This window comes from Flavihumibacter solisilvae (assembly GCF_000814475.1).
Taxonomy (GTDB): Bacteria; Bacteroidota; Bacteroidia; order Chitinophagales; family Chitinophagaceae; genus Flavihumibacter; species Flavihumibacter solisilvae.
In genome coordinates this window covers 1-24,840 of record NZ_JSVC01000009.1, presented here as the reverse complement: position 1 = coordinate 24,840, position 24,840 = coordinate 1, and the positions used below count along the sequence as shown (strand labels likewise).

Below are 24,840 nucleotides of genomic sequence, written 5' to 3'. Positions count from 1 at the left end.
GATCATAAAAGGCGCAATCCCTTGTCAGAATAGGGTTTGAGCCTTTCATGATCAGCCGGTAAATCCGTTATAAGCGTATGTAATCCACTCACCGGGCTGAGGTGAATGGCTTGTATCGTATTGATTTTCTCTGCGATGCTGAGGCCGACAACATGCCTGGAAGTCTGGATCATGGCCTTTTTCAGCATTACCACATCCCAGTCGTTATCCGAAATGCCATGCTCAGGGTCAATGGCATTAATACCCATAAAACACAGGTCCGCCTTGATTGCCTTAACCTGCGAAATCGCCTGCGGTCCTACCGTTATTCGCGCATTACGTGATAACTTGTCACCAATCACGATCACTTCAATATTGGGATGCTGCATGTATTCAAACAGGGCAGGAAGGCTGCCGCAAAGAAACGTGGCTTTGAGACCGGCGGGTAATGCCCTGGCCAGCTCAATGATGGTAGTGCCGCCTGTCGTTAGCACGAACATGCCGTCTTTGACGAGACTTGCGGCTTTTTGAGCGATTATCTTTTTGCTGTCGGAAGCGTAGATGGTTTCATTCTGCGCAGTGGTGTGACTGAAGGAGGTGGACATGGCACCGCCGTGCACCTTAACGAGTTTTCCATTGGTGGAAAGCTCCAGAAGATCACGCCTGATGGTGTCTTCTGATACGTTCATCTCCTGGCACAGGTTGGCAGAAAGGATCTTGTTATGAAGATTTACCTGGTGCAGGATATAGGCTTGTCTCTCCTGTTTAAGCATTTTCTATTTGGCAGCGCAGTTTAGGATCGCGGGGCCAAATTATGCAAAAACCGCATAAACTTGCATTAAACTGTAAAAAATGCGGGATTATGCGAAAATGACCAGCAAAAAGCAGTTCTTCACCCGTCGTGTCTCACCCGTCGGGTGCCACCCGACGGGTGAATGAGTGTTAGTTCTGGTTTTTGCGGGGAATTGCAAGTAGTACCAATCCCAATATGATCGACAGAATTGCCCCGAGCAGTATTGAGATTTTAGAGATGTTTTGCGCAGAAGGGTCGGCAAAAGCCAGCATAGTGATGAAGATGGACATAGTAAAGCCGATGCCGGCAAGTGCACCTATGCCTACCAGTTGGACCCAGCTGGTTCCGGTTGGTGGCTCACTCAGCCCGCTGCGGATCGTGAGCCAGGAAAACAGGGATATCCCGAGTGGCTTCCCCACTACAAGCCCCGTAATGATGCCCCAACTCAAATGTGTCATCAGTGCTTCGGAAATATTATCAGGTATCACTATGGCGGTATTGGCCAGGGCAAACAGCGGAAGAATGATGAAGTTTACGAAATCATGAAGGGAGTGTTCATAGTGACTTAGCTTGCCCAGGGGAACCAGGAATGCAATCAAAACACCGGCAATGGTGGCATGGATACCCGAATTCAGGATACAATACCATAACAGGATGCCACCCACCAGGGTAACACCCCACCTTTGCCAGCCAAACTTTGTAAACAGGTAAAGCACCAGCACCAATACCGCACCTGCCAGCAGGTACATCCAGTTGATAACACCACCGTAAAAAACAGCGATCACCGCGATGGCGCCGAGGTCATCGATTATTGCCAGTGCCATGAGGAAGATCTTAAGCGAAACAGGCACCCTTGACCCAAGCAGAGATGCCACTCCGAGCGAAAATGCAATATCTGTCGCCATTGGGATGCCCCAGCCGGAATGGTAGGGACTCTGGCCGTTAAAATAGAGAAAGATAAGGGCAGGAACAATCATTCCCCCGAGTGCAGCCGCTATTGGCAGGCTGGCTTTTTTAACGGACGAAAGTTCGCCCAGTAAAAGTTCCCGCTTTATTTCCATTCCAACCAGGAAGAAGAATAAAGCCATCAGCCCGTCATTGATCCAATGGAGTATAGTGTGGGGGAGCAGAAGTCCCTTCACCGGATGCACCTCCCGCTCAATGATCGAAAGATATTTTTCGCTGAACCCACTGTTCGCCAGCACCAATGAAACTACAGTACAAACCAGCAGGGTTACGCCGACAGCGCGGCTGTCTTTGATGAACTCCTGGATCGGACTTATCAATTGTTTCCTGATGATTCGTCTTAGCCGGATGAGCGCTGTCATGGTCGTTGTACGGTTGGTACCGTTGGTACTACTGGTGCGTTAGGTACTGAAGGTGGCGCATCCTCGAACAATTCAAACTTGGTTTTCGGACGCCGGCTCTCCAGCCACTGGAAACCGCGTAGTCGCATTTCTTCGTGATTCACCTGGCGGAACGGGTACATTGTTCCCTGTACTTCGCTTCGGAATACAACCCGGCTCAATTCCTGGTTGCGGAAAAACATATCAATAACTCCGGCTGTGGAACGGTTAACGCCTGCATAGGCACTGTCTTCATCCTGCGCGTAATAAATACTTTCAGCTGTTCCGCGGGCACGCATATAATCGACATTCCCTTCAGTAAAATAGCCGTTGATAGTATTGCCTTTCAGCTGGTTGTAAAAATTGTCGGAAGTTCGGTTCACTACCAGTGCGTTCTCAAAAACCCTGATCCGCAATGGCTGTTTGTCCCTGGTATACAGGTACATGGTGTCTCCCGTTATCTGGCTGTTGCTTGCCCATGCCACAGGCTGTTTGAATAACCGGAACACAGAATCTACTCCCGAATAGAAAAGGCTGTCGCATACCGCCTGCAAAGAATCGGAGAAGATGCGCACATGGTGGAAGGCCTGGAAATAACGGTTTCGGTTGGTCGTATCTGTTGGTTCCACCTGCCAGGGGTAGTGCAGGGTATCATAGCGGACTGAATCCGGCACAACAGCCAGTGAATCCGGAACCGCAGCAACCGTATCCCGCCGGACATTCAGCGAGTCTGGCTGAACAGCCAGCGTATCCGGTTGGATTGGCGCCCCTGTACTGTCTACCAGTACTCCCTCGGCAGTCGGAGCTTCAGCTGCTGCACTGTCAACCGGAACGGTATCATTCAGTAAGTAGGTTCGCTTGTAGTCAGGTATGGACGTCAGTCTTCCGGAATAAAGCGTATCCGCAGTAACATAAATGGAATCATTTTTCTGCTGGATGATCATCAGCGGTTTCTCGGTTGCAAACAAGGTGTTGTTTATCTTGTTCGCCTGCAGGTTGTTTGCGAGAATGGAAATGCCCTGTGCCGTATCGCGGAACACTGCATTGCCTCGTGCGTAACTTTCTCCGGTAACATCGTCAAAGCCTACATCATCACCGGTCACGTACGTAGTACCGTCCTTGATCTGCGGCCGGCTGCCGAAGCGCGCATTCTTGTTGGCTAAATCATAATATCCTTCGGATGTCACGATATTACGGCGGCCCGAGTCGGCGCGGATATGCGTTTGCGTTATGAAGGTCGCAATACGGGTATCGGTGTTGTAAAGCAATGAGTCCGTGTCGAGCTCATACTGCGGATCACGCATCTTCACATTCTTCTTGAAGTAGACGTCTTTCAGGTCGCCATAATAGATGGCTTCTTCACTTGTAAGTGTAGTGGTTTCACTCACCACTTTTCCACCTTTGAAATACTGGCCAATCTTCAAATTGGTATCATATATCAGTTCATTGGTAGTGAGTACACCTTTGCCGTCCGTCAGCTTTACATTCTTCCGCAGGTAGGCTTTCCGTTCATTGGAATAATAAATCAGGTATTGAGAATAAGTGTGAATACTGTCGGCATCATTGATATGAATATTGCCGAAGGCTTCAACTATGCCTTTATTATTATCGATTACCGCACTGTCGCAATAAAATAATGTGTTTTCCTGTTGCAGCAAAACATTTCCGGCCAGCATCTGCAATTGTGTGGCGGAATCAATTTTTTCAAAACGCAGGCGATCCGCTTTCCTGATCATTACAACGGATGTGGTATCGGCGTGCGCCGAAGGTGGCGGCACCGGGATCTGCGCCTGCAGGTTAAGCGCGGGCAGAAAGCATGCACAAAGCATCAGCACAATTCCTATGGTCCTCATGCTTATTGTTTAGGTGCTGTATTGACAGAATCTGACAGGGGAGCGGATAACGGTTTGCTTTTGTCTTTCTTTCCAAAAACAGATACGCTCACATACCGTTTGGGGTGTGTGCGGAAATCATCAAGCAGTATATTCAGGCTCCTGGAAGTGCTTTCCAGGTTGGTGTACAATTTTTTATCGTTCAGCAGCAATCCAAGTGACCCGTCCTTGCTGTTTGCTTTGTCGAGCACACCATTCAGCCCGGAAACCGTTTTATTGAGTTCATCAATAGTTTCCTTGAGTTTGGCATTGGCCAGGTTTTCACTGGTCTTCTCCAGGTTCGCCAGGGTATTGTTGATCTTTGGGTTGTTGCTGGCCAGGTTGGAAGTTACGGTATCCAGGTTTGCGAGGGTCCGGTTCAGTGAACTGTTCTGCGCTGCAATCAACCTGTTCAGCGAAGTTGATGCCGCCGAGAGGTTGGCAACGATCTTTTGGAAATTATTTTTAGTGGCCGGATCGAAATAAGTGCCCGCAACTTCTACGAGGGAATCCAGCGAATGCAAAGTGCCATCGAGGGTACGCAGGGCAGGATTAAGGGTTGCTGTAACCTGGTCAACAAGACCCGGTTTCATGGTTGTTTGCAGGGTATCGCCCGGCTGCAGGTATTCATTGGCGTTACCCGGGTCAATTACCAGCTGTGCACCGCCTAGCAGGTCGGTGCTGATAAATCCCACTGAATTGGCCGGGATATTCACATCACGATCGAGGTGAACGGTAACAATGATCCCGTCAAAGATATTCTGGCTGCGCTCTTCGATGTTCTGCACCATTCCGATCTGCAGGCCATTGATCAGTACCGGGTTGGAGTTTGTTAACCCCGTTACCCGCGGGAACACAGCGTAAATTTTTTCGTTTTTCTTGAAGAGGTTTTTTCCTTTCAGGTAATTGAAGCCAAGTATTAAAGAGGCAGTAGCCACAACAGCAAGGAGACCAATCTTGGTTTCATTATTGATTTTCATGCGGAAAGCGTTAGGTTCAAAAGTAGGCAATTTTTGCCTGCTGCATTACCGTGAGGTACTGCGGGGTGCTTCCAGTTCCTGTTTGTATCTTCTGAAAGCATTGAGAATATTCTCTACAACCTCCTGCTGTCCTTTCTCACTGTTGAGATATTCTTCTTCTTCTTTATTGGAAATAAATCCTGTTTCAATCAGGATGCTTGGCATACCCGTAGCCTGTAACACCCAAATTCCCTTATTGTTCCGTTGTTTTACACCATAACTTTTCCTGCCGTTGTTGCCAAACTCTTCCTCCACCATCTGGGCAAGCAATGCCGAGTTACGGAAGAAATATTTTGTGTAAAGCTGTGCCCTGATCTTTGCTTCCGGCGTAGTCAGGTCAAGTACGTTGTGCGGGTCATCTACGGGTTCTTCTTCACCACCTTCTTCTTCGGGGACATATTCACTTTTCGATCCGCTGCGGTCGGCAGCCCAGATATAGGTTTCAGTACCCACACGTGTATTCTTTACGTAATAGGATTCGTAAATGGGCTGTTTAACATACTTCTTTTTGCGTCGTTTACCCGTGCCCGTGTACACAATTTTATTCTTATAACCTGTGATCCTTTTTGCATACCAGCCGCCGGCTCGCTGCCCGGTAGCATTCAGGTGGATGCTGATAAAGAGATCACCCTTTGCTTCGTTTGCCATTTCCGCCCGCACCCGGTTGGCCTTGTTGGGATCCGACTCGCCACGGGGAAGATTGTGGTCAGTTCTTGTATAAACGAATTTTATTTCAGGATATTCGCGCTCAAGTTCCTTACCAAGTTTGAGGGCGATGTCAAGCGCTACTTCCGCTTCTGTGGAGATCAGGCCACGCGCACCCGGATCACGACCGCCATGACCTGCGTCTATGATCACGGTTCTAAGGGCGGACTTGGATGTTCCCTGGGCAAAAATAGATTGACAAAACATTAGGAAACATCCCGCAGCAGCCAGTATATAAAGTTTGGTCTTGATCTTTTTAGTCATAAGATATCCTTTGATAAATGGGTTTTAACTTTCATTACTACGGATTCACTTGTGAATCATTATTTTTGCCCCCATTCAATAGTATGATTAACGGCGGCAAATTTAGTTTAAAATACACTTCATCCGGGGTTTTTACGCTGCTACTTTGCACTTTAACGCTCCTGGCTTCGGGTAATTATCATAAATCGACAAAATTTTATAAACCGTTTCTACAGGTCCGCGATACCATACCTGTCAAACGCGATACTGTTCCGGTCAAACGGGATACCATTCCATTAAAACGTGATACCATCCCGCAGGTTGACACTACCAATAAGCAGACTGATTCTTTGCGGTCAAAGTTCCAGCTCATCGATACTTTAAATGTTAAAATTTCAAAGGACTCGCTGGATGCGCCTGTTTCCTATGCTGCTTCTGATTCCATGGTGCTTGATGTCCATACCAAGAAAATCACCTTATATAATAGTGCCAATACCAAGTACAAAGACCTTGACCTTACCGCCTACAAGATAGAACTCGACCAGACAAGCCAGACGGTTGTGGCCACTTATATGGTAGATTCAACCGGTAACCTTGTCGGTAAGCCTAAATTCCTGCAGGGTGAAAGTAATATGGATGCCGATTCCATAATATATAATTTCAAGACCCAGAAAGGAATTACCAAGAGCACCTTCACGCAGCAGGGAGAGATGTTCGTATATGGTGAACGGATCAAAAAAGTGAACGTGACGGATTTCTTTGCCTTGAAAGGAAGGTTCACCACCTGTAACCTCGATACCCCGCACTTCGCGTTCCGTACCAATAAGATGAAACTGGTGAACCAGAAACTGGCGGTCAGCGGACCCATCCACCCCGAATTCGAAGGGGTACCGGTTCCCATATATATCCCGTTTGGTTTCTTCCCGCTCTCGCAGGGAAGGCATTCCGGCATCCTGCCACCCCAGTTCACTGCCAACGAACAGTTCGGGCTTGGGCTAGAGGGACTCGGGTACTACAAGGTGCTGAGCGACATGTTCGATATGATGCTCCGGGCGGACATTTATTCTTATGGCGGTTATCGCCTGAACCTGACGCCGACCTACCGGAAGCGCTACCGCTATTCGGGCAGGATGAACCTGGCCTACCAGAGCACCCGGATCCTCAGTGACGATCCAGAAAAAGAATTCGACGTTTCGAAGAGCTTCAATATCCAATGGAGCCATATGGCCGACGCCAAAGCACGCCCCGGAACGAGTTTCCAGGCAAGCGTAAACGCCGGTTCAACCCAGTATAACCAGTTCGTGGGGGTGAACCCGACCATCAATTTTCAGAACCAGTTGTATTCATCTATTTCATACAGTAAGAACTGGGACAATAAGTTCAACCTTAGCCTGAACGCAGGCCACGACCAGAACAGCAACAGCAGGCTGATCAACGTGCGGCTACCGGACGGTTCCTTTACCGTCAACAACTTTTATCCCTTACAACAGAAGGAATTTGTTGGTGAAGCCAAATGGTATGAAAAGCTGGGTATAGGCCTGAACACCCAGTTCCGGAACCAGGTGTCCTTTTATGATTCTGCCATGTCGATGAACCAGATCCTCGATACCCTGCAGTGGGGCGTGCAGCATAATATCCCTATTACACTGGCGCTGCCCTCACTCGGACCCATCCAGGTTTCACCAGGGATGAGTTATACGGAAAGATGGTACAGCTCTCATTTCGACCAGAACTGGAACCCCGCACTGAATAAAGTTGATACCTCTTTTACCAAGCAGTTCAGCGCTGCGCGGGACATTGCGTTTAGTCTTGGTGTGAATACCGCCGTGTTTGGAACTTATAATAAGTTCGGCAAGAACAGCCGGGTGCAGGCAATTCGACATGTTATCCGTCCACAGGTCAGCGCAAACTATAAACCTGATCTCAACGGTAAGGATTATAAGACAGTGCAGGTCGACTCAACGGGTCGCACCATACGGTACAGCAAATACCAGGGAACCTTATATGGACCGTTCGGGGAAGGCGAGTTTGGGGGAATGAGCTTTACACTCGACAACAACCTCGAAATGAAAGTACGGTCGAAGAAGGATACTACGGAGGAAGGGATCAGGAAAGTAAGGCTGCTGGATGGTTTCGGTGTAACGGGCAGCTATAATTTCATGGCAGATTCATTCAAGCTTTCCACTTTTAATTTCTACCTGCGGAGTACGTTATTTGAAAAGGTGAATATTACAGCGTCGGCAACAGTCGATCCATATAAAACTGACCGGCAGGGATACCGGGTAGATGAGTATGCGTGGACAGGCGGTGGCTTCTCCCTGGGCAGGCTGACATCAGGTAACATCGCGATCAGCACATCGTTTACCAGTCAGAAGAGCACATCGAAAGAACAGGTGTCACAGGTACAGGATGACCTGGCAAGCGCGGCGCTGCCAATGACGCTGGAGGAACAACAGGCACAATTGAATTATGTACGCAACAACCCGGCAGAATTCGCCGACTTTGATATCCCCTGGTCAGTAAACCTTTCCTACTCGCTCAGCTTTACCCGCTTCCTGAAGGGGGATTATTCCGGTTATGAAACACAGATCTCATCCAGCATCAACGTGAGCGGAGATTTCAACCTGACCCCAAAGTGGAAGATCGGGGCCAATACCTACTATGATTTCCAGGGTTCCTCACTACAGCAGCTAACGATGTTCCTTAGCCGCGAACTTCACTGCTGGCAGCTGGGCATCAATATTACACCGGTTGGATTATACAGGTCTTTCAATATTACGATCAATCCGAAATCAGGGTTACTGCGTGACCTCCGGATCAACAGAACACGTTATTTTTATACGCAATAACCTAAACAGCCCGCACATGCGGAAAGATTAACCAGGCCGAGTACAGGCCGGGGATGCATACCACGACCTCCAGAAAAGAAACCAGGATTTTGGTTACGTTTTAATCAACAGTGGTGTTTAAGGAACCGGATCGTATTAGCTAATTACAACGCCCGGTGTCTATGAATGCGCGCAAATATTCTATCAGCGGAATAGAGTTTCTGATTGAGTTATTCCACGACGCAGATCCTGAATTCATTTATAAAGGTACCCTGCTACGAGTAGGCGACCAGGTTAATTCAATAGCCCAGGAGTTTAAGTTTGCAGGAGCTTCCCCTAAACATCTCGCAATAACACCGCTTTTCCCTGTGCTCGAACAACTTGCCATCATGACGGCTATTGAAGACTTTGAAAAAGGAAAGTATTGAACTAGTGTTTTAAAGGTTATCACCTTTAACCGGCACTTTTGATTTATCCAATTCACCAATGAAGGGAATATTGTTCATGATATATAACCGGGTGAGGTTTTGCAGGTAGGTTTCAAGCTGGAACAGCTCGGCCGACTTTTTGCCACCGATTACTGAACTGAATTTCTTAAAGTAGGCCTGGTAAAGGTTGTTGTATTTGGAATCGTTTGCAAATGCAGAAGAAGCCAGCTGCGCCGCCTTGGCATCATCAAGCTTATCATACTGATCCGCGTATTGCTGCAACAGGCCGATTCTTTCCCTGCCAAGGGCTTTCCTCTTGGCTTCATATTCATCGTACAATTTCCAGAAAGCAACACTGTCCTTCGCCGCGATCTGCATGACCTGGCCTATCAGCACTTTTTTGTCTTTTCCAAAGGCAGACTGGATAATATCGATGTCTTCCTTATTGCTTTGCGCGAAAGTTGAGATGTTCAATGTGGTAATCACAATGAATAACAGGAGGGGGAGTTTTTTCATATATGTGTTATTTGGAAATCAGGGTTGGAGGCAAGACCAATATGAATTTAACTATGGCTCAGGATCCCAGCTGTAACACATGTGCCTATTTTCTTACCACAGATTCTGCTACAGGAAATTCGCCGGATCTTACAATAACCAGAAATTTTTAAATAACAATTAGTTGAATATTAATATTATATGGATTTTAACGGCGATTTTACGCGACTTGATTCCCCTTTCAACCACTTACCGGGGTTCGTCCGGCTGCTGGCCAGTTGCAGGCCAAAAGCTAGCACCCGTCATAACGGCAAAAAAACGGCAAACAAACGGCAGACAATCGGAATAGAAAATATTTGGCCCGGGGCCTGGGGTGTTCTCACCTTTCTGCAAAAAGTTCACAATCGTCTTATCCGGAAAGCAGTCGCCTGTTCAAAATAGCGGACAGGGAATCACCAAGGCTCCCGGCAGGGAAGTGGGTGCAAAGTATTCATTGATTCCGCTAGTGAAGAAAAACGAGGAATAATTGGCTCACAGTTTCAAAAAATTGGCTCTGGAAGGCTAAAAATTGGCTCATAATCGAATAATTGGCTCACGCCATAAGATCTGAACTCCCAAAACTGTTGTAGATTTAAGTGAACAGCCGTATCGTAAACTCACAAAACTACCCACCCTTTTTTCTGCGCCCTCTTCATTTACTTCCAAAATAAAAAGGAGGCTAACATGGCAAATGTATTGATCACCGGGGCCAGCAGGGGAATCGGAATGGCTGCCGCATTAACCCTTGCCAGGGCAGGTCACAAAGTACAGGCAACTATGCGCAATCCCTCCGGATCACCGGAACTTTCAAAGATTGCTTCGCAGGAATCATTACCTATCATAATTTCCGAAATGGATGTTGATTCTGATGTGTCTGTAGACGTCAGGATCAGCACAATCTTACGGGAAAATCAGCACATCGATGTTCTTATCAATAACGCCGGGATTGAGGAACGCGGCACAATGGAAGAACTTGAAATGGACCGATTCCGTGCGGTTATGGAAACAAATTATTTCGGGCCGGTTCGCTGCATCAAGGCTGTACTACCGCATATGCGTGAACGCAGGAATGGATTAATTATTAACATAGCATCTGTTGCAGGAAAGATCTCATGTTCCCCGCTCGGACCTTATTCAGCCTCCAAGTTTGCACTGGAAGCCATAAGTGAATCTCTTGCCCAGGAGGTGAAGCCGTTTAATATCCGGGTCGCCATTGTAGAACCGGGCATTATTGACACGGCTATGTCAAGGGGAATCGCAGATCATTTCAGGGAAACAGCTTATCCCACATCTGAACGTTTTAGCAACCTGTTCAGGGCCGCCCTCGAAAATCCTTCTTCAACCTCGTATGTAAGTGAAAAGATCCTCGAGATAATACAAAGCAAAGATTGGAAACTTAGGCATCCCGCAGGTCCGGACGCAGAACCATTCCTTCAATGGCGATTATCCATGTCTGACGAAGAATGGGTCGACTGGGCGGCTGCGGACGATGAGACCTGGTATAAAAAGGTAGAACAGGACTTCGGCCTGAAAGCAAACCCAAAAAAAGTAACTGCAGGCACCTCCTGATAGTCAGTACCGGTAACAGGCGGCATTGATATTCATACCGGCTCCGACTGAAGCAAACAGTATGATATCGCCGGCATGTAAACGATGTGATTCTAATTGTTCCTTCCGGACTAGATCCAGCAGGGTAGGAACTGTTGCAACCGAACTATTGCCCAGCCAGTGAATGCTCATGGGCATCACGTTTTCTGTAGGCTCATTGATCCCATAGAGCTGGAAAAGTCTTTGCATAATGCCCTCATCCATTTTCTCATTGGCCTGGTGAATGAAAATCTTTTTTACTGCCGAAATATCAATTCCACATTTATCAAGACAGTCTTTCATCGCTGCCGGTACATAGGTCATCGCATACTCATAAACTTTCCGTCCATTCATTTTAATGTAACGCACATTCGGATCACTATCCGGGAAATCCGACTTGCCCATATTGATGTAATTGACTTCTTCAATCGTATGTGTTTGTGTGGAGCTTCCGAGGAGTCCGCTGTCGCCAGGGCCCGTCTCCCTGAATTCAAGAACAACTGCTCCGGCGCCATCGCTGAAGATCATGCTGTCGCGATCGTGAACATCTATAACGCGTGAAAGGGTTTCCGTGCCAACTATTAATGCCTTTTTTGCAAGTCCCGCTTTAAAAAAAGCATCTGCCTGGATCAGCCCCTGGATCCATCCCGGGCATCCGAACAAGATATCATAGGCCGTACATCCAGGGTTCCTGATACCTAAAGTATGTTTGATCAGGCTGGCTATCGATGGCACGGCCGCAGTCTGGATGGTGTTTTTGAGTACGTCACCGAAATTGTGTGCGACAATAATCTGATCGATCTCTTCCGGGTTTACCCCGCTGTCAGCCAATGCATTTTTTGCAGCAATGGCCCCGATATCCGATGCATTAAGATCTTCCGTAGTATATCTTCGCTCTTCAATTCCGGTTATTTGCCTGAATTTGCTAACAATTTCCTCTGGCGCCGTCGTCAACGCATGCCCCTTCGAATAAAATACCTGTTTCGTAAAATCTTTGTTCGTTTGAATAAAAGGAGGAATGTAGGAGCCTGTACCGGTAATAATGGATCGAAACATATGTATAACTACTTTGGTAGGTTGAGATTACACAAATTAAGGAAATTGCGCCTTTTTGATCGTACCTTGTCTCCCTAGTATAAATATAATGGGTAAAATCTCCTTCAATAATAAGAACGCTACATTTTTTAAATCCCTTACCGAAGAAACTGATTCATATTTCAGCAGTCAAAAACTATTAAAGACCGGAAACTGGCGATTATATGCTAAAACGGTTATCCTGATCTTCTCCGCAGTTTCAATATATCTCCTTGTACTCGTAAAACCGATGCCAATCCTCTATACGACTGTACTTGGTTTAGCACTGGGTTTTATTTGTGCATGTATCGGTTTTAATGTAATGCATGATGCCAATCACGGCAGTTATTCCTCGAAAAAATGGATCAATGAAACACTGGGACTTACCTTAAATGCTTTAGGTGGGAACAGTTTTATCTGGAAGTATAAACATAATGTAATTCATCATACGTATACCAATGTGGATGGTATGGATGACGATATCGCCAAAAGTCCATTCATCCGGATGTGTGAAACGCAGCGATGGGTGCCGGCACACCAGTATCAGCACTTTTACACGCCATTCCTGTATGCGGTGAGTTCTGCTTTCTGGGTACTGTTCCAGGACTTTGAAAAGTATTTCAGGCCAAAACTGAATAATGTGAGCATTGCAGAAAAAATGCCGCTGAAAGATCATCTTATATTCTGGGTAAGTAAACTGTTGTATGTTCTTTTCTACCTATTGATTCCTGCCATGCTTATCGGTTGGTTGCCATGCGTTGTCTTCTTTATCGCTTTGCATATAGGTCTGGGATTCACCCTTGCAATCGTTTTCCAGTTGGCACATGTGGTGGATATTACTCATTTTGAATTTATGATACCCGGGGAAGCAAAACGGATCGACGACGAATGGGCAATCCACCAATTAAAAACAACTGCAAATTTTTCACCTTCAAATCCTGTAATTACCTGGCTGGCAGGCGGATTGAATTACCAGGTGGAACATCACTTATTTCCGCGGGTGAGTCATATTCATTACCCCATGTTAAGTAAGATCGTACGATCCAAGTGCCAGGAGTTTGGCCTTCCTTACCATTCCATACCCACCCTGGGCAAAGCAGTAACAGCGCACTTCCGGTACCTGAAGATTATGGGCAATAAGCCTTCGATAATTTATTGAGACAAACCTCTTTATGGATAAAGACATCAGGATCAGCCATGCCGAATTCAATGAGCAGGCCATGCGCATTTTCTTTCCACTTTTGCGTGAATTCCGGAATGAAGCAAAAGCAATTGAAAGAAATGGTTCTGAAAACATTTTCCAGTTGCTGCGGGCGAGATATGTTAATGTCCTGAAACAACGGCTTGAAAGAAGCGCCGGTTCCTTATTGGATCAATGTAAGACTGCTCAATCACAAGGTCTCCTGAGGAATGGTTTCTCAGAGAGGATTTCATATTATCTGAAGGAATTTACCCGGAATTCCGAGTCATTCTGAGTGAATCAGACCGTTTCAATCTCTATTTTCACGACATAAACTGACTGCATGAATAAATTCTTTATTCTGGCATCCATTTTTTTACTGTCCGCCTGCGGACAGTCTAAAACTGATTCAAAGCCAAATACAAAACTCGATGATCTCGCCCATCAATACGTGAAGCTGGGCCTAACAATCGGCCAGTATGATACAGACTTTGTTGACGCATATTATGGACCTGATTCACTAAAACCAACGTCAACGCCAAAAGGTGAGTTCCCGAAGGACAGCCTGCTAACTGCTGTGAGCAACCTGGTAAATGAACTGAACACAATTGACAGCACCACTGGCGATACCCTTGCCATGCGCATAGGATGGATCAAATCACAGTTAAGGGCATTCGACAGGCGCATCAGGATCTTCGCTGGCGAACAAACTTCCTTCGACCAGGAAACGCAGGACCTCTTTGGGGTAACGGTACCAAAAAAATCCGAAGCGCATTTCAAAGAGCTGGTGTCGAAACTCGACAGCATGTTACCGGGTAAAGGAGATATCAACCAGAAGTTCCAGCAGCTTGCCAACCACTTCATTATCCCGAAAAACAGGCTGGATACGGTTTTTAAAGCGGCTATTGCTGAGTGTCGCAAGCGCACCAAACAACATTATACACTCCCCGAAAATGAAAGCTTTACCCTGGAATATGTAAATAACAAACCATGGAGTGGATATAACTGGTATAAAGGAAATTATCGCAGTGTGATCCAGATCAATACCGACATGCAGATCTTTATCGACCGCAGTATTGATGTGGGTAGCCATGAAAGTTATCCTGGTCACCACGTTTACAATATGCTGCTCGAAAAGAACCTTTACCGCGATAAAGGTTGGGTCGAAATTTCTTTATACCCGTTGTTCAGCCCGCAAAGTCTGATTGCAGAGGGTAGTGCGAACTATGGAATTGCAGTCGCTTTCCCGGGCGATGATAAAGTGAAGTTTGCTAAAGAAGTGCTGCTGCCTTTGGCCGGGCTGGATACCGCCGGCATCAGCACTTATTTCAACGCAATGTCCGTTAGGGACGAACTGAACTATGCACGGAACGAAGTTGCCCGTGGATTGCTCGACGGCTCCATGACGGAAGAAGCAGCCATCAAATGGCTGATGGATTACAGCCTCATGAATAAGGAAACTGCTGCCAAGTCGATCAGTTTCATCCGTCGCAACCGCAGCTATGTGATCAATTATAACTACGGAAAGGATCTCGTAAGAAATTATATCATGTCAAAAGGCGGGGAGCAGTCACCAGGTAAACAATGGGAACTGTTTGGCTGGTTGCTCAGTAACCCGGTTAGGCCTGCTGATCTGCAGTTGAACGCGCAATAATTACACTGCGATTCGCTCCACTGCAAGATCAAAGGCTTTGTCCTTCAGGTCCGGCAGTGCCACGCCTTCCACGCGGAATACAGTGATGTCGCTGATGCCGATAAAGTTCAGCATGTTCCGCATATATGGCACGCCGAAATCGAAAGATTGCATGGGACCATCACTATAGATTCCACCGGAGGATGCAGCGAGGTATACCTTTTTACCATTGACGAGACCGGTAACGCCGCTTTCCGTGTAACTGAAGGTGACGCCGGCCCGCGCCACATGATCGATCCATGCTTTCAAAGTAGAGTGGATAGAAAAGTTGTACATCGGAACACCGATCACGATAATGTCGGCATTCATCAGCTCTGCAATGGCGTCGTCGGAATGTTTTACGGCCTCGTCGAGTTCGGCTGATCTGCTTCCGGGCGTTGTAAAGAAGGAAGTGAGGTGAACTTCTTCAAGGTGAGGGAAAGGCGTATCCGTCAGGTTATGTGTATTAACTGTACTGCCTGGATATTTCTTTATTAACCGCTCTATGATTTCTTCTCCCAGCTTAACACTAAAGGAAGCCTTTCCTCTCGGGCTTGAAATAAGATGCAGGATTTTCATTACTGTAAAATTTTGACTGCAAATTATTCACACCCCTTGTCGGAAAAGTCAAACTATACTCTAGGATAGTGGTAACCTTTTGTATAGTAATCCTGTAAGTTGTGAGCGATAAGCAATGGCAAGAATGAGGCAGCAGATGAATACGATCAGTGCATAAATAAACAGTTGTCCCGAATCGTTTTGAACCACAATTCCAAGTTTGGTAAGGTGGAAAAAGAGGGCGCCACTCATGAGTCCAAGTCCCATTACTGCGCCGAGGGCTGTGGTTCGTGGAATTACCAGCAGTACAGATGCTACCAATTCCATAACCCCGGTTCCGATCCTGCCCCATGGTTCCATTCCAAGTGTTGTGAAGATATAAATTGATTCCGGTGCTCCCGTGAACTTGAAGAAGAGTGTCTGTAGCATTATTACTGCTGCAACCAGCCGGAGAATCCAGTAAGCGATGTTTTTTGCGTTGAAGGTCATGGCAATAAATTGATCAGTTAACAAATTTTGTCCAGTTCTTGTCTGCATTAGGTTTCAGCTTTGCCTCATCCTTGTTCCAGTAGTTGAGCGTATTGGTCTGCAACTTATTGTAGAACAGGTAAAGCTTACCGTTTACGATCTTGAATGTTTCCGGATCCACTTCGACTTTTTCTCCCTTCGCGCCCATTGCGTAGGCGCACCAGCCACCATACTGTGGTTCATACCTTGCAGGATCCGCCTTGAATAACTGCAGGTTTTGTGCGCTGGCAAAGCGATAGGTCACGCCATTGAAACCTGTAGTGAATTCTTTTTTTCCTTCAATGGCCTTTTGGCTGGTAAAGTAGGCAACCGGGTCATAGCCCTGGATAGCTACCCCGGACTTCTCCAGGTTATATTGCTTTTTGCGGATTTCGGGTTGCTGGGCGGTGGTACTGCCAATCAACACCAGCATAATAACCATTGAACCAAGTAGCTTTTTCATTGTTGTTGATTTTTATTGAATCAAAGCTACCATTGGAGGCGCCCCGGAAAAATGCCCGGATTTCCCGAACACTTCGGCAAACTTCCCGAACGCAGCTGCCTGCACCATAAAATTTTTACTTTTACTTTTTACTGCAACTGTGAACCTCAGATTTGTTAACCACAAAACCACGGGTGAATGCCGCCTGACGCTGGATGAAACCATCTTCGACCGGGTATTTTATGGCAAAGATCGTAAAGATAAATTCCTGACAATTGCCTGGAATAAAGGCGAAAACCAGCAGGTTAAGATCGATAGTGTGATGTATGATTTCCCGCAGCATTCCATTCTTTGCCTGATGGTTAACCAGAGTTTCGAGTTTTCAAATCCCGGAGATATCATTGCCTGGCAATTCAACCGCGATTTTTATTGCATTGTGAACCATGATAAGGAAGTCAGTTGTGTAGGGTTCCTGTTTTATGGATCCAATAAAACCATGTTCACAGCACTGGAAGAAAAGGTGCAGCTGAAAATCGGACTGCTCCTTAAAGTTTTCATAGAAGAATTTGAAACCGTCGATACCGTGCAGGAAGAAATGTTACGCATGTTATTAAAGCGGTTGATTATTATCATTACCCGCCTGGCCAAAGAGTGTTTCCTGAAAGATAAAGACCTTAGCGACCAGAAACTTGACATCATCCGCAAATACAACCTTTTTGTTGAAAACCATTATAAAACACAGCATCGGGTGAAGTTTTATGCCGACCTGCTGAACCGTTCTCCCAAAACCCTCGCCAACCTGTTTGCCATCTATAATAATAAATCGCCTCTTGCGGTGATCCAGGACCGCATACTCCTGGAGGCAAAGCGCCTGCTCATTTACACCGATATGTCTTCCAAAGAAATTGCATATGAACTGGGGTTTGAAGACATCGCTTATTTCAGCAGTTTCTTCAAGAAACTATCTTCAGTTTCCGCATCGGAATTCCGGAAAGGAAAGCTTGCCGATACGGCTGTTAGCTGACGGCAACGGGACAATTTTACAATTTACAGGGAAGTCTGTCTATTCTTCCCGGGCCTATCATGATGGAACTTTGTTCTCACAATCAATAACAAAAAACAATCATCATGAACACGTTTCCCATTCCGCAAAGAGAGAATGTTTCACCGGCAAACCAGGCGATTTTCGATGGAATCAAAAAGTCAGTAGGATTTGTTCCGAACCTGTATGCGATTTTTGCACATTCAGAGAATGCATTGGGTAATTACCTCAACCTGCAAAGCGGTAAATCAACTCTCCGTGCGAAGGAAAAGGAAGTGATCAGCCTGGTGGTAAGCCAGCTGAATAATTGTGAATACTGTTTAAGTGCACATACGGCGATTGCCAGGCTGAACGGCTTCAGCGACGAGCAGATCCTGCAGATCAGGAGAGCTGAGATTTCCTTTGATAGGAAGCTGGATGCCTTGGCGAAACTGGTGAAAGCAATTGTTGAAGAACGTGGTTTCGTGCGCGACGAACTGCTTCAGAATTTTTATTTTGAAGGTTATACAGAGGCGAGCCTGGTAGAAACAACAGTTGTTGTTGGTGATAAGGTCATAACAAATTACCTGCATGCATTAACGAAAGTTCCGGTCGATTGGCCTGTCGCCCCAAAACTTGATGAAGCAGCGGCAGCTTAAGCATTTTTTGAATAGTAATCCTTCATGATTTCAAAGGATCTGTTCCGCAATGATTCAACTGTGTCGCCCGGTTCTACAGCAATGGGAGGAAGGAAATCCATGTAGAGCCGGTGCGGCATGATATAAAAGAACTTATCTGCCGGATTCACCTTCCGCGTATTGAAGATCATCCCGGGGATGATTGATTTCCTGGTATCTAATGCCAGCCGGAATGCACCATCATGAAAAGCTTTCAGGGGCTGTTCGGTTTTATTGCGGGTACCCTCGGGATAAATACACATATGCATGCCCATGTCAAGCACCTTCTTCATATTCAGGTAGCTCTCCTTGCGGCTCTTGTCGCTCTTGCGGTCCACCAGCACGGAGCCCATTTTATAGATCATACCAAAGACCGGGATTTTCGCCATTTCTGCTTTGGCTATGGTCTTGTTTGCACCGGGGATGGAAGGGGAGGACACAGGTACGTCCATCAGCGCATTATGATTGCAGATAACAATATACTGTTCACCCGGGGCGAAATTTTCCTTGCCGCTGATGCGTAACGGACAGCCGATCAGCCTAAGGTAAATTGCCATCCATACCCTTGCATATTTGATGAAACGCCGCGTGCGTGCCGGTTCAGGAGCCGTGGCGCAAAATGCCAGCGCCGGCAGCAGGAAGGGGATCATCGTAACAACAAAGAGGAGGAGTACCCATAACGCCCAGACGCGACCGAAAATTTCCCTGAAGATTCTCATGCTGTGAAATTAATTACAATGACCAGTCGATCGGATCAATTCCGTTTTTTGCAAGGTATTCGTTTGTCCGCGAAAAATGCCGGCATCCGAAAAATCCCTTATCTGCACTGAAAGGCGAGGGGTGTGCTGCTTTCAGCACCAGGTGTTTGGTTTCATCGATAAGGTGTTGTTTTTCCTGCGCGAACTTTCCCCAAAGCAAAAATACCACATGTTCCTTATCGTTACTGACGTGCCGGATAACTGAGTCAGTAAAGTCCATCCAGCCGATCTTCGAATGACTGGCAGGCTCGTTTGCACGGACCGTGAGTGCAGCGTTCAGTAATAAAACACCGCGTTCCGCCCATTTCTCGAGATTTCCCTGGCGAGGCATCGTTACCCCGATATCGCTTGCAATTTCTTTATAAATGTTGATCAGCGACGGCGGTGGTGTAACACCCTCAGGTACGCTAAAGCTTAATCCGTGCGCCTGACCGGGATTGTGATACGGGTCCTGCCCGAGAATTACGACTTTCACTTTATCGAACGGTGTTTTGTCGAAAGCATGAAAGATCATCGAGCCGGGCGGGTAGATCACTTTTCCCGCCATCTTTTCCATTTTAAGATGTGTAACTACCTGCTGGAAATAGGTTTTTGTGAATTCCGGCTTCAGAACTGCCTTCCAGCCTGGTTCAATCTTTACATCCATTCCGGTGATAAGTTTTCGTAAAAATAACAGTAAATTACATCACTCTCTCTTAGTAGCAGCCTATCCGTTACGCTTCATTTTACGTCATTCGATAACCATTAAAATATTCAGTCATGTTGGATCAACTAATGAACCTGATCCGGGAAAACGCCGGTGACAGCATTGTCAACAATCCCGATATTCCCAATGAGCGCAATGAAGAAGCTATTGAAACTGCAGGCTCATCGCTGGTGAGTGGCTTACAGGGAATCCTTGCACAGGGCGGAACGAAAGATGTGCTGGGGTTCTTTACAAATGAATCCAACGCAAATGCGGGCAATCCGATGGTGCAGCAGTTATCCGGCGGCGTGATGGATTCATTGATGAACAAATTTGGATTGAACAAGTCACAGGCAGGAGGAATTGTAGGCAGCCTGTTGCCGATGGTACTTGGAAAGTTGATCGGCAGGACCAATAATCCAAACGACAGCAGTTTTAATATCCAGGATATTTTTAATAGTCTCAGCGGCGGGAAAAGTGCGGGCATCAACATGGAAAGTATGCTGGGAAAAGCCGCGTCAGGCGGGTTGGATAAGGATCGTGACGGAGATGTGGACCTGCAGGACCTGACGGCGATGTTCAGTCGATAATTACGGATGTGTTTACGGAAATATTCAACAGGACTGACGCAATTGTACTGACGGTTGTGCTGTTTTTCAGCATGCTGCTGATTTCATGGTTCGGGAACCGGGTGAGGAAGCTGGTTGATCAGCGCTTGCCGGTTTCAGATGCAGATGGAATCAAAGGCCTGGAAGGCGGGATGCTTGGGTTGCTGGCATTTGTATTGGCGATAACATTCGGGATTTCAGCCAATAAATACGAAAGGAACCGTGACGTGATCATTGCAGAGGCAAATGCGATCGGAACAGCAGTGCTGCGTGCAGACCTTTATCCCGACACCATCAGGCAGGCATTCAGGATAGATTTTGAACAATATGTAGAAAAGCGGATCCGGTTTTATACGACAGGTGCAGACGTGCAAACGATCATCCAGGCGAAAAAAGAAGCGGCTGTTATTAGCGACAGGATCTGGAAACGGGCGGCTGGGGCTTCCAAACTGACCGGTATGCTGATACCATCCAACCAGATGATCCCATCCCTTAATGAAATGATCGATATCACGACAAGTATTGAAGCGGTTCAGAAAAGTCGTGTTCCGGACATCATTCTCCTTACCCTTGGGATACTGGCATTGACCAGCTCTTTTCTTGCCGGGTTTGAAGCGAAGCGTATGGTTTTGAGGGATTGGCTGGTGATGACCGGGTTCTGCCTGCTGACCTGCCTGGTGATTTATGTGATCCTGGACCTGGGCAGGCCGCGTCGCGGATTGATCCGGTCTGAAATTGGTGAGCAGGCGATGATTGAATTGAGACAGATGTTTCACCCTTAAAATAAACGGCCATGAACATACGCACTTCTGCAATGTTCCTTGTTTTACTGCTTTCCTTCAACAGTACAAGGGCCCAGGATACGCTGATCGTCGACAACGGTAAGCCTTATCCCAACATAGTCAAGGTCAGTCTGACCAACAGTCTTCTCTACAACAATGCCGTTCAGCTGTTATATGAAAGAGTGCTTAATAAGAAGCGGTCTTTCGTACTTTTTGGCGGATATGAAGAATTTCCGCTCGATATAAAGCTGGTCAGAAGCGACGTAAATCTCGGCCGGTCTGTGAGCAAGTCTGGCTTTTCTGCCGGCTTTGAATACCGGTTCTATCTTGCCAAAGAAAATAAATACCATGCCCCTCGCGGCGTATTTATCGCTCCGTTTGTCAGTTATCATGGATTCAAGGGAGAACGTATAGTTAACGACAGCGCTCATACTCAATCGGTCACTCTCAATACAACCGTAGGTTTCGGGAATATCGGGGCCTCCCTCGGGTACCAGTTTGTACTATGGAAGCGCTTCGTGATCGACGCCGTTATGTTTGGTCCCGCTATTACTTCTTATCGCTTTAAAGCCAAAATGGATGGTCACATTGATGGCATTGAGGATAATGAACTTCTCCAGGATATCATCGATGCCATGAAAGAAAAGCTTCCCGTCCTGGAACGCCTCACCGAAGGAGGCGAGATCAATTCATCCGGGGTGGAAAGTTTCTGGTCAGGTGGTTTCCGTTATAATATCAGCATCGGATACCGATTTTAAAAAACACGCGGAACTGCCTAACACGCTGGTTTTCATAACATTTTAATTTTTGCTTTCCATTTTGATTTTGCATTATCTTTGCGCCCCATGGTCCGGTAGCTCAGTTGAATAGAGCAACTGCCTTCTAAGCAGTAGGTCATTGGTTTGAATCCAATCCGGATCACGAAAGCGCAGGTAGATACTGCGCTTTTTTGTTTTGGAGTAGCTAAGGGAATCAAAGCTTCTGGGCTGCGCAAACTCAGTGAAGTGACTGACGGTCGTCATTTAAAAGAAACCCTGGTTACGCTACATTGGGGTATGTCTGCTTCACATCTTGGCATAATTGGCTTCCTGGTTGCAACAATATGTTCAGCCTGCAACAGGCACCAGGTGATCTACCCGGAAAGGAAAGATATAATTGAAACTGTTTATGCTTCGGGGAAGATCGTTTCTCAGAACGAATACAAACTTGCGTCACTGGGAAATGGCACGATCATCAAAAAGCTGGTCAAAGATGGTGACACGATTCAGAAGGGTCAATTGCTGTATGTCATCGGCAATGAAGCTGCAAAGCTGAAATTTGAAGCTGCCAGGAAAAATTACGATTACGCATCAGGCAATCTTTCAGGTGATTCCCCGTTGCTGAATGACCTGGAATTGTCATTACAAAACGCAGCCGTAAAATGCAATAATGATTCGTTGATTTACCACCGTTATAAGACTTTGTGGGAACAGCACATCGGCACCAGGAACAACCTGGATTATGTATTTGCCAACTACCAGTTATCATTAAACCAGAAAAAGATTGCCGAGCAGAAATATCATGCTGCCATCCGTGAACTGGAAGTATCACAAAGCAATGCCCGCAGTCAGTTGACAGCAGCAGGAGAAGATTTTCAGGATTATTTTATCAGGAGCGACCGGACTGGTGTAGTCTTCCAGACCTATAAAGAAATTGGTGAAACAGTCTACTCAAATGAAGTGGTTGCACTGGTGGGTGAAGCCGGTAAACAGGTAATCAGGATGGCTGTTGACCAACAGGATATTAATAAAGTGCGAAACGGTCAACAGGTGTTGCTGCAAACTGATGCAACTGGTGAAACGGTATATGAAGCGATTGTAACAAATATTTACGCGGTTATGAATGAACAGGACCAGACTTTCCGTGTGGACGCATTATTTACCGGCCAGACAGCGATCTCTTTTATTCACACATCCATTGAAGCCAATATTGTTGTCCTTAAAAAATGTAATGCATTGGTACTGCCAGTCAATGCCCTGGCGGGTAAAGACAGTGTGTGGATCCAGGAGAAAAAAACTGCGAAAAAAACCGCCGTACAAACAGGTATTACTACGCTCGAAGATGTCGAGATCATATCCGGCCTTGACGAAACAACTCCGGTTTTGGTGAAGGCACAAATTGAAAAGCCATGAAGTTGCCTGTAAACCTGAAGATCGTTAAAGTGCATATGCTTTCGCGCAGGCGACAGACCATTGTAGCGATGATGGGCGTAACATTCGGAATTGGCATGTTCATCCTGATGATGAGTTTTATGAAAGGGATGAATGATTTTTTCGAAACTATTATGCTGTCAGTTACACCGGATATCAGGATCTATAATGACTACAATACAGATTACACATCTTCTGTTGCGGATAAGTACTTTGGAAAAAAGCAGGAAACATGGATCATTGTCCGCCACCCGCGCCCCAAACAGATCAACCTGAACCTGAAAAATGCTCCCGGTATTATAGAAGACCTGAGAAAAAATAAAGAGGTGGAGGTAGTGTCGCCTCTTGTTTCCTCGCAATTGCTGTTCAATTATGGCCCTGTTCAACTTGGAGCGATGGTCGATGGCGTAAATATACTGGAGGAAGACCGGCTGTTTGGTTTGTCAGAAAAAATGTCAAACGGGCAACCGCAAAACCTGCTGACAGCAGATAACGGCATCCTGCTCGGATATAAACTGGCCGACAAATTGAATGTGACAACCGGTGATCTCGTTACAGCTACCGCACCTTCCGGGGCCAGGTTACGTTTCAGGGTAGTGGGTACTTATAAATTCGGCATCGCCACTGTAGATGAGTTCAAAGCTTATGTGAGCCTTACTGACATGCAACAATTACTGGGGAAAGGCCGGGATTATATCACAGATATTCGCCTGAAGCTGAAAGATATGAACAGGGCGCCTGCGCTGGCTCCGGCATTGGCTGTCAAATATGGTTACAGGGCGGAAGATTGGGAAACCGTGAATGCATCGGTTAAAGCAGGCAACATGATCCGCGATACCTTCACTTATGTACTAAGCTTTACGCTCTTGTTGATAGCAGGTTTTGGTATCTACAATATCATGAATATGGTGATCATCGGTAAACTGAAAGATATAGCCATCCTGAAGGCGGAAGGTTTTGCGCGAAAAGATATCGTGCAGATCTTTCTTTCACAATCTTTGATCATCGGCCTGGTAGGAGCAGTAGCTGGACTGTTACTGGGTTTCCTGCTATCGTATGCTTTATCGCAGGTTCCCTGGCCGGAAGATGAATGGATTATTATCAAACATTTTCCGGTAAATTTTGATGTGCTCTATTATGTGATAGGCCTGGTCTTTGGCCTGATTACAACTGGCCTGGCAGGTTTGATGCCTGCACTGAAGGCATCGAAGGTGGACCCTGTCTCAATCTTAAGAGGATAAAACCGGATGTATGTCACAAGAAGTATTGACTGCAGAGAGGTTGAATAAATATTTCCATGTACCGGCAACCACACATGTACTGCATGATGTATCACTGTCAGTATATAAAGGTG

At 46.4% G+C, this 24,840-nt stretch carries 25 protein-coding genes and 1 tRNA gene; 14 read left to right on the top strand and 12 right to left on the bottom strand.

What is annotated here, in order from left to right:
• Positions 1-2: 2 nt before the first annotated feature.
• From OI18_RS08125 to OI18_RS08105, 5 genes are all read right to left on the bottom strand, one after another.
• Entirely contained in the window at positions 3-752 is a 750-nt protein-coding gene (locus OI18_RS08125; RefSeq protein ID WP_039138870.1) for a DeoR/GlpR family DNA-binding transcription regulator, read from the bottom strand.
• Positions 753-921: 169 nt separating this feature from the next.
• Positions 922-2,100 carry a Na+/H+ antiporter NhaA gene (gene nhaA / locus OI18_RS08120; RefSeq protein ID WP_052272994.1) on the bottom strand — a complete coding sequence of 393 codons (1,179 nt, stop codon included), beginning with the start codon at positions 2,098-2,100 and terminating at the stop codon, positions 922-924.
• Positions 2,097-3,971, bottom strand: a complete 1,875-nt coding sequence (locus tag OI18_RS08115) for an OstA-like protein (RefSeq protein ID WP_052272993.1) — start codon at positions 3,969-3,971, stop codon at positions 2,097-2,099. Before OI18_RS08115 ends, nhaA begins: the two co-directional genes overlap by 4 nt.
• Before the next feature lie 2 nt (positions 3,972-3,973).
• The gene (locus OI18_RS08110; protein WP_039138868.1) at positions 3,974-4,969 is read right to left on the bottom strand and encodes an MlaD family protein; all 996 of its coding nucleotides are present in this window, start codon (positions 4,967-4,969) and stop codon (positions 3,974-3,976) included.
• Between the two features lie 45 nt (positions 4,970-5,014).
• Positions 5,015-5,977 (bottom strand): N-acetylmuramoyl-L-alanine amidase family protein, encoded by a 963-nt coding sequence (locus tag OI18_RS08105; protein WP_052272992.1) that lies wholly within the window; start codon positions 5,975-5,977, stop codon positions 5,015-5,017.
• Positions 5,978-6,060: 83 nt separating this feature from the next.
• Between OI18_RS08105 and OI18_RS08100 the strand changes: the two genes are divergently transcribed.
• Positions 6,061-8,805: a putative LPS assembly protein LptD gene (locus tag OI18_RS08100; RefSeq protein WP_039138865.1), complete on the top strand. Its 2,745-nt coding sequence runs from the start codon at positions 6,061-6,063 to the stop codon at positions 8,803-8,805.
• 161 nt (positions 8,806-8,966) lie between these two features.
• Positions 8,967-9,212, top strand: a complete 246-nt coding sequence (locus OI18_RS08095; RefSeq protein ID WP_039138864.1) for a hypothetical protein — start codon at positions 8,967-8,969, stop codon at positions 9,210-9,212.
• A 9-nt stretch (positions 9,213-9,221) separates the two neighbouring features.
• Here the strand turns inward: OI18_RS08095 and OI18_RS08090 are convergent, their stop codons facing one another.
• Positions 9,222-9,728: a hypothetical protein gene (locus OI18_RS08090; protein WP_039138863.1), complete on the bottom strand. Its 507-nt coding sequence runs from the start codon at positions 9,726-9,728 to the stop codon at positions 9,222-9,224.
• Positions 9,729-10,430: 702 nt separating this feature from the next.
• On the opposite strand from OI18_RS08090, the gene OI18_RS08080 reads away from it, so the two are divergent.
• Positions 10,431-11,315 carry an SDR family oxidoreductase gene (locus tag OI18_RS08080; protein WP_039138857.1) on the top strand — a complete coding sequence of 295 codons (885 nt, stop codon included), beginning with the start codon at positions 10,431-10,433 and terminating at the stop codon, positions 11,313-11,315.
• A 3-nt stretch (positions 11,316-11,318) separates the two neighbouring features.
• Here OI18_RS08080 and OI18_RS08075 read toward each other — a convergent pair whose 3' ends face one another.
• Positions 11,319-12,389, bottom strand: a complete 1,071-nt coding sequence (locus tag OI18_RS08075) for a 3-oxoacyl-ACP synthase III family protein (protein ID WP_039138855.1) — start codon at positions 12,387-12,389, stop codon at positions 11,319-11,321.
• Positions 12,390-12,477: 88 nt separating this feature from the next.
• On the opposite strand from OI18_RS08075, the gene OI18_RS08070 reads away from it, so the two are divergent.
• From OI18_RS08070 to OI18_RS08060, 3 genes are read left to right on the top strand one after another with little or no spacing between them, the layout of a single operon-like run.
• Complete coding sequence (locus OI18_RS08070; protein ID WP_039138853.1) at positions 12,478-13,566, top strand: fatty acid desaturase family protein; 1,089 nt, start codon at positions 12,478-12,480, stop codon at positions 13,564-13,566.
• A 13-nt stretch (positions 13,567-13,579) separates the two neighbouring features.
• Positions 13,580-13,882: a hypothetical protein gene (locus tag OI18_RS08065; RefSeq protein WP_039138851.1), complete on the top strand. Its 303-nt coding sequence runs from the start codon at positions 13,580-13,582 to the stop codon at positions 13,880-13,882.
• A gap of 48 nt (positions 13,883-13,930) precedes the next feature.
• Positions 13,931-15,241, top strand: coding sequence for a hypothetical protein (locus tag OI18_RS08060; RefSeq protein ID WP_039138848.1), 1,311 nt, complete (start codon positions 13,931-13,933; stop codon positions 15,239-15,241).
• Here OI18_RS08060 and OI18_RS08055 read toward each other — a convergent pair whose 3' ends face one another.
• Genes OI18_RS08055 through OI18_RS08045 form a run of 3 tightly spaced genes read right to left on the bottom strand, consistent with a single transcriptional unit; the run spans position 15,242 to position 16,787 of the window.
• A complete protein-coding gene (locus OI18_RS08055; RefSeq protein ID WP_039138845.1) occupies positions 15,242-15,838 on the bottom strand; it encodes an FMN-dependent NADH-azoreductase in 597 nt (198 codons plus the stop codon).
• Positions 15,839-15,898: 60 nt separating this feature from the next.
• A complete protein-coding gene (locus tag OI18_RS08050; protein WP_039138843.1) occupies positions 15,899-16,306 on the bottom strand; it encodes a DoxX family protein in 408 nt (135 codons plus the stop codon).
• Between the two features lie 13 nt (positions 16,307-16,319).
• Entirely contained in the window at positions 16,320-16,787 is a 468-nt protein-coding gene (locus tag OI18_RS08045; RefSeq protein ID WP_039138840.1) for a YHS domain-containing (seleno)protein, read from the bottom strand.
• Between the two features lie 139 nt (positions 16,788-16,926).
• Between OI18_RS08045 and OI18_RS08040 the strand changes: the two genes are divergently transcribed.
• The gene (locus tag OI18_RS08040) at positions 16,927-17,790 is read left to right on the top strand and encodes a helix-turn-helix domain-containing protein (protein ID WP_039138839.1); all 864 of its coding nucleotides are present in this window, start codon (positions 16,927-16,929) and stop codon (positions 17,788-17,790) included.
• 104 nt (positions 17,791-17,894) lie between these two features.
• Positions 17,895-18,446, top strand: coding sequence for a carboxymuconolactone decarboxylase family protein (locus OI18_RS08035; protein WP_039138836.1), 552 nt, complete (start codon positions 17,895-17,897; stop codon positions 18,444-18,446).
• On the opposite strand, the gene OI18_RS08030 is transcribed toward OI18_RS08035, so the two are convergent.
• Together OI18_RS08030 and ung are read right to left on the bottom strand one after the other, a co-directional pair.
• Positions 18,443-19,183, bottom strand: a complete 741-nt coding sequence (locus tag OI18_RS08030; RefSeq protein ID WP_039138833.1) for a lysophospholipid acyltransferase family protein — start codon at positions 19,181-19,183, stop codon at positions 18,443-18,445. The two genes, OI18_RS08035 and OI18_RS08030, sit on opposite strands and share 4 nt — an antisense overlap.
• 13 nt (positions 19,184-19,196) lie before the next feature.
• Positions 19,197-19,868, bottom strand: a complete 672-nt coding sequence (ung, locus tag OI18_RS08025; RefSeq protein ID WP_039138830.1) for a uracil-DNA glycosylase — start codon at positions 19,866-19,868, stop codon at positions 19,197-19,199.
• A gap of 113 nt (positions 19,869-19,981) precedes the next feature.
• On the opposite strand from ung, the gene OI18_RS08020 reads away from it, so the two are divergent.
• The 6 genes from OI18_RS08020 (at position 19,982) to OI18_RS07995 (ending at position 24,727) form a co-directional block, all read left to right on the top strand.
• Entirely contained in the window at positions 19,982-20,497 is a 516-nt protein-coding gene (locus OI18_RS08020; protein ID WP_052272991.1) for a DUF937 domain-containing protein, read from the top strand.
• An 8-nt stretch (positions 20,498-20,505) separates the two neighbouring features.
• Positions 20,506-21,297 (top strand): bestrophin-like domain, encoded by a 792-nt coding sequence (locus OI18_RS08015; protein WP_039138829.1) that lies wholly within the window; start codon positions 20,506-20,508, stop codon positions 21,295-21,297.
• 11 nt (positions 21,298-21,308) lie between these two features.
• On the top strand, positions 21,309-22,055 hold the full coding sequence (locus OI18_RS08010) for a hypothetical protein (protein WP_039138827.1): 747 nt from the start codon (positions 21,309-21,311) through the stop codon (positions 22,053-22,055).
• A gap of 89 nt (positions 22,056-22,144) precedes the next feature.
• A tRNA-Arg gene (locus tag OI18_RS08005) sits at positions 22,145-22,218 on the top strand.
• Positions 22,200-23,468 carry an efflux RND transporter periplasmic adaptor subunit gene (locus tag OI18_RS24175; RefSeq protein ID WP_072038978.1) on the top strand — a complete coding sequence of 423 codons (1,269 nt, stop codon included), beginning with the start codon at positions 22,200-22,202 and terminating at the stop codon, positions 23,466-23,468. Before OI18_RS08005 ends, OI18_RS24175 begins: the two co-directional genes overlap by 19 nt.
• A complete protein-coding gene (locus OI18_RS07995; RefSeq protein ID WP_039138821.1) occupies positions 23,465-24,727 on the top strand; it encodes an ABC transporter permease in 1,263 nt (420 codons plus the stop codon). Before OI18_RS24175 ends, OI18_RS07995 begins: the two co-directional genes overlap by 4 nt.
• Positions 24,728-24,840 lie beyond the last annotated feature (113 nt).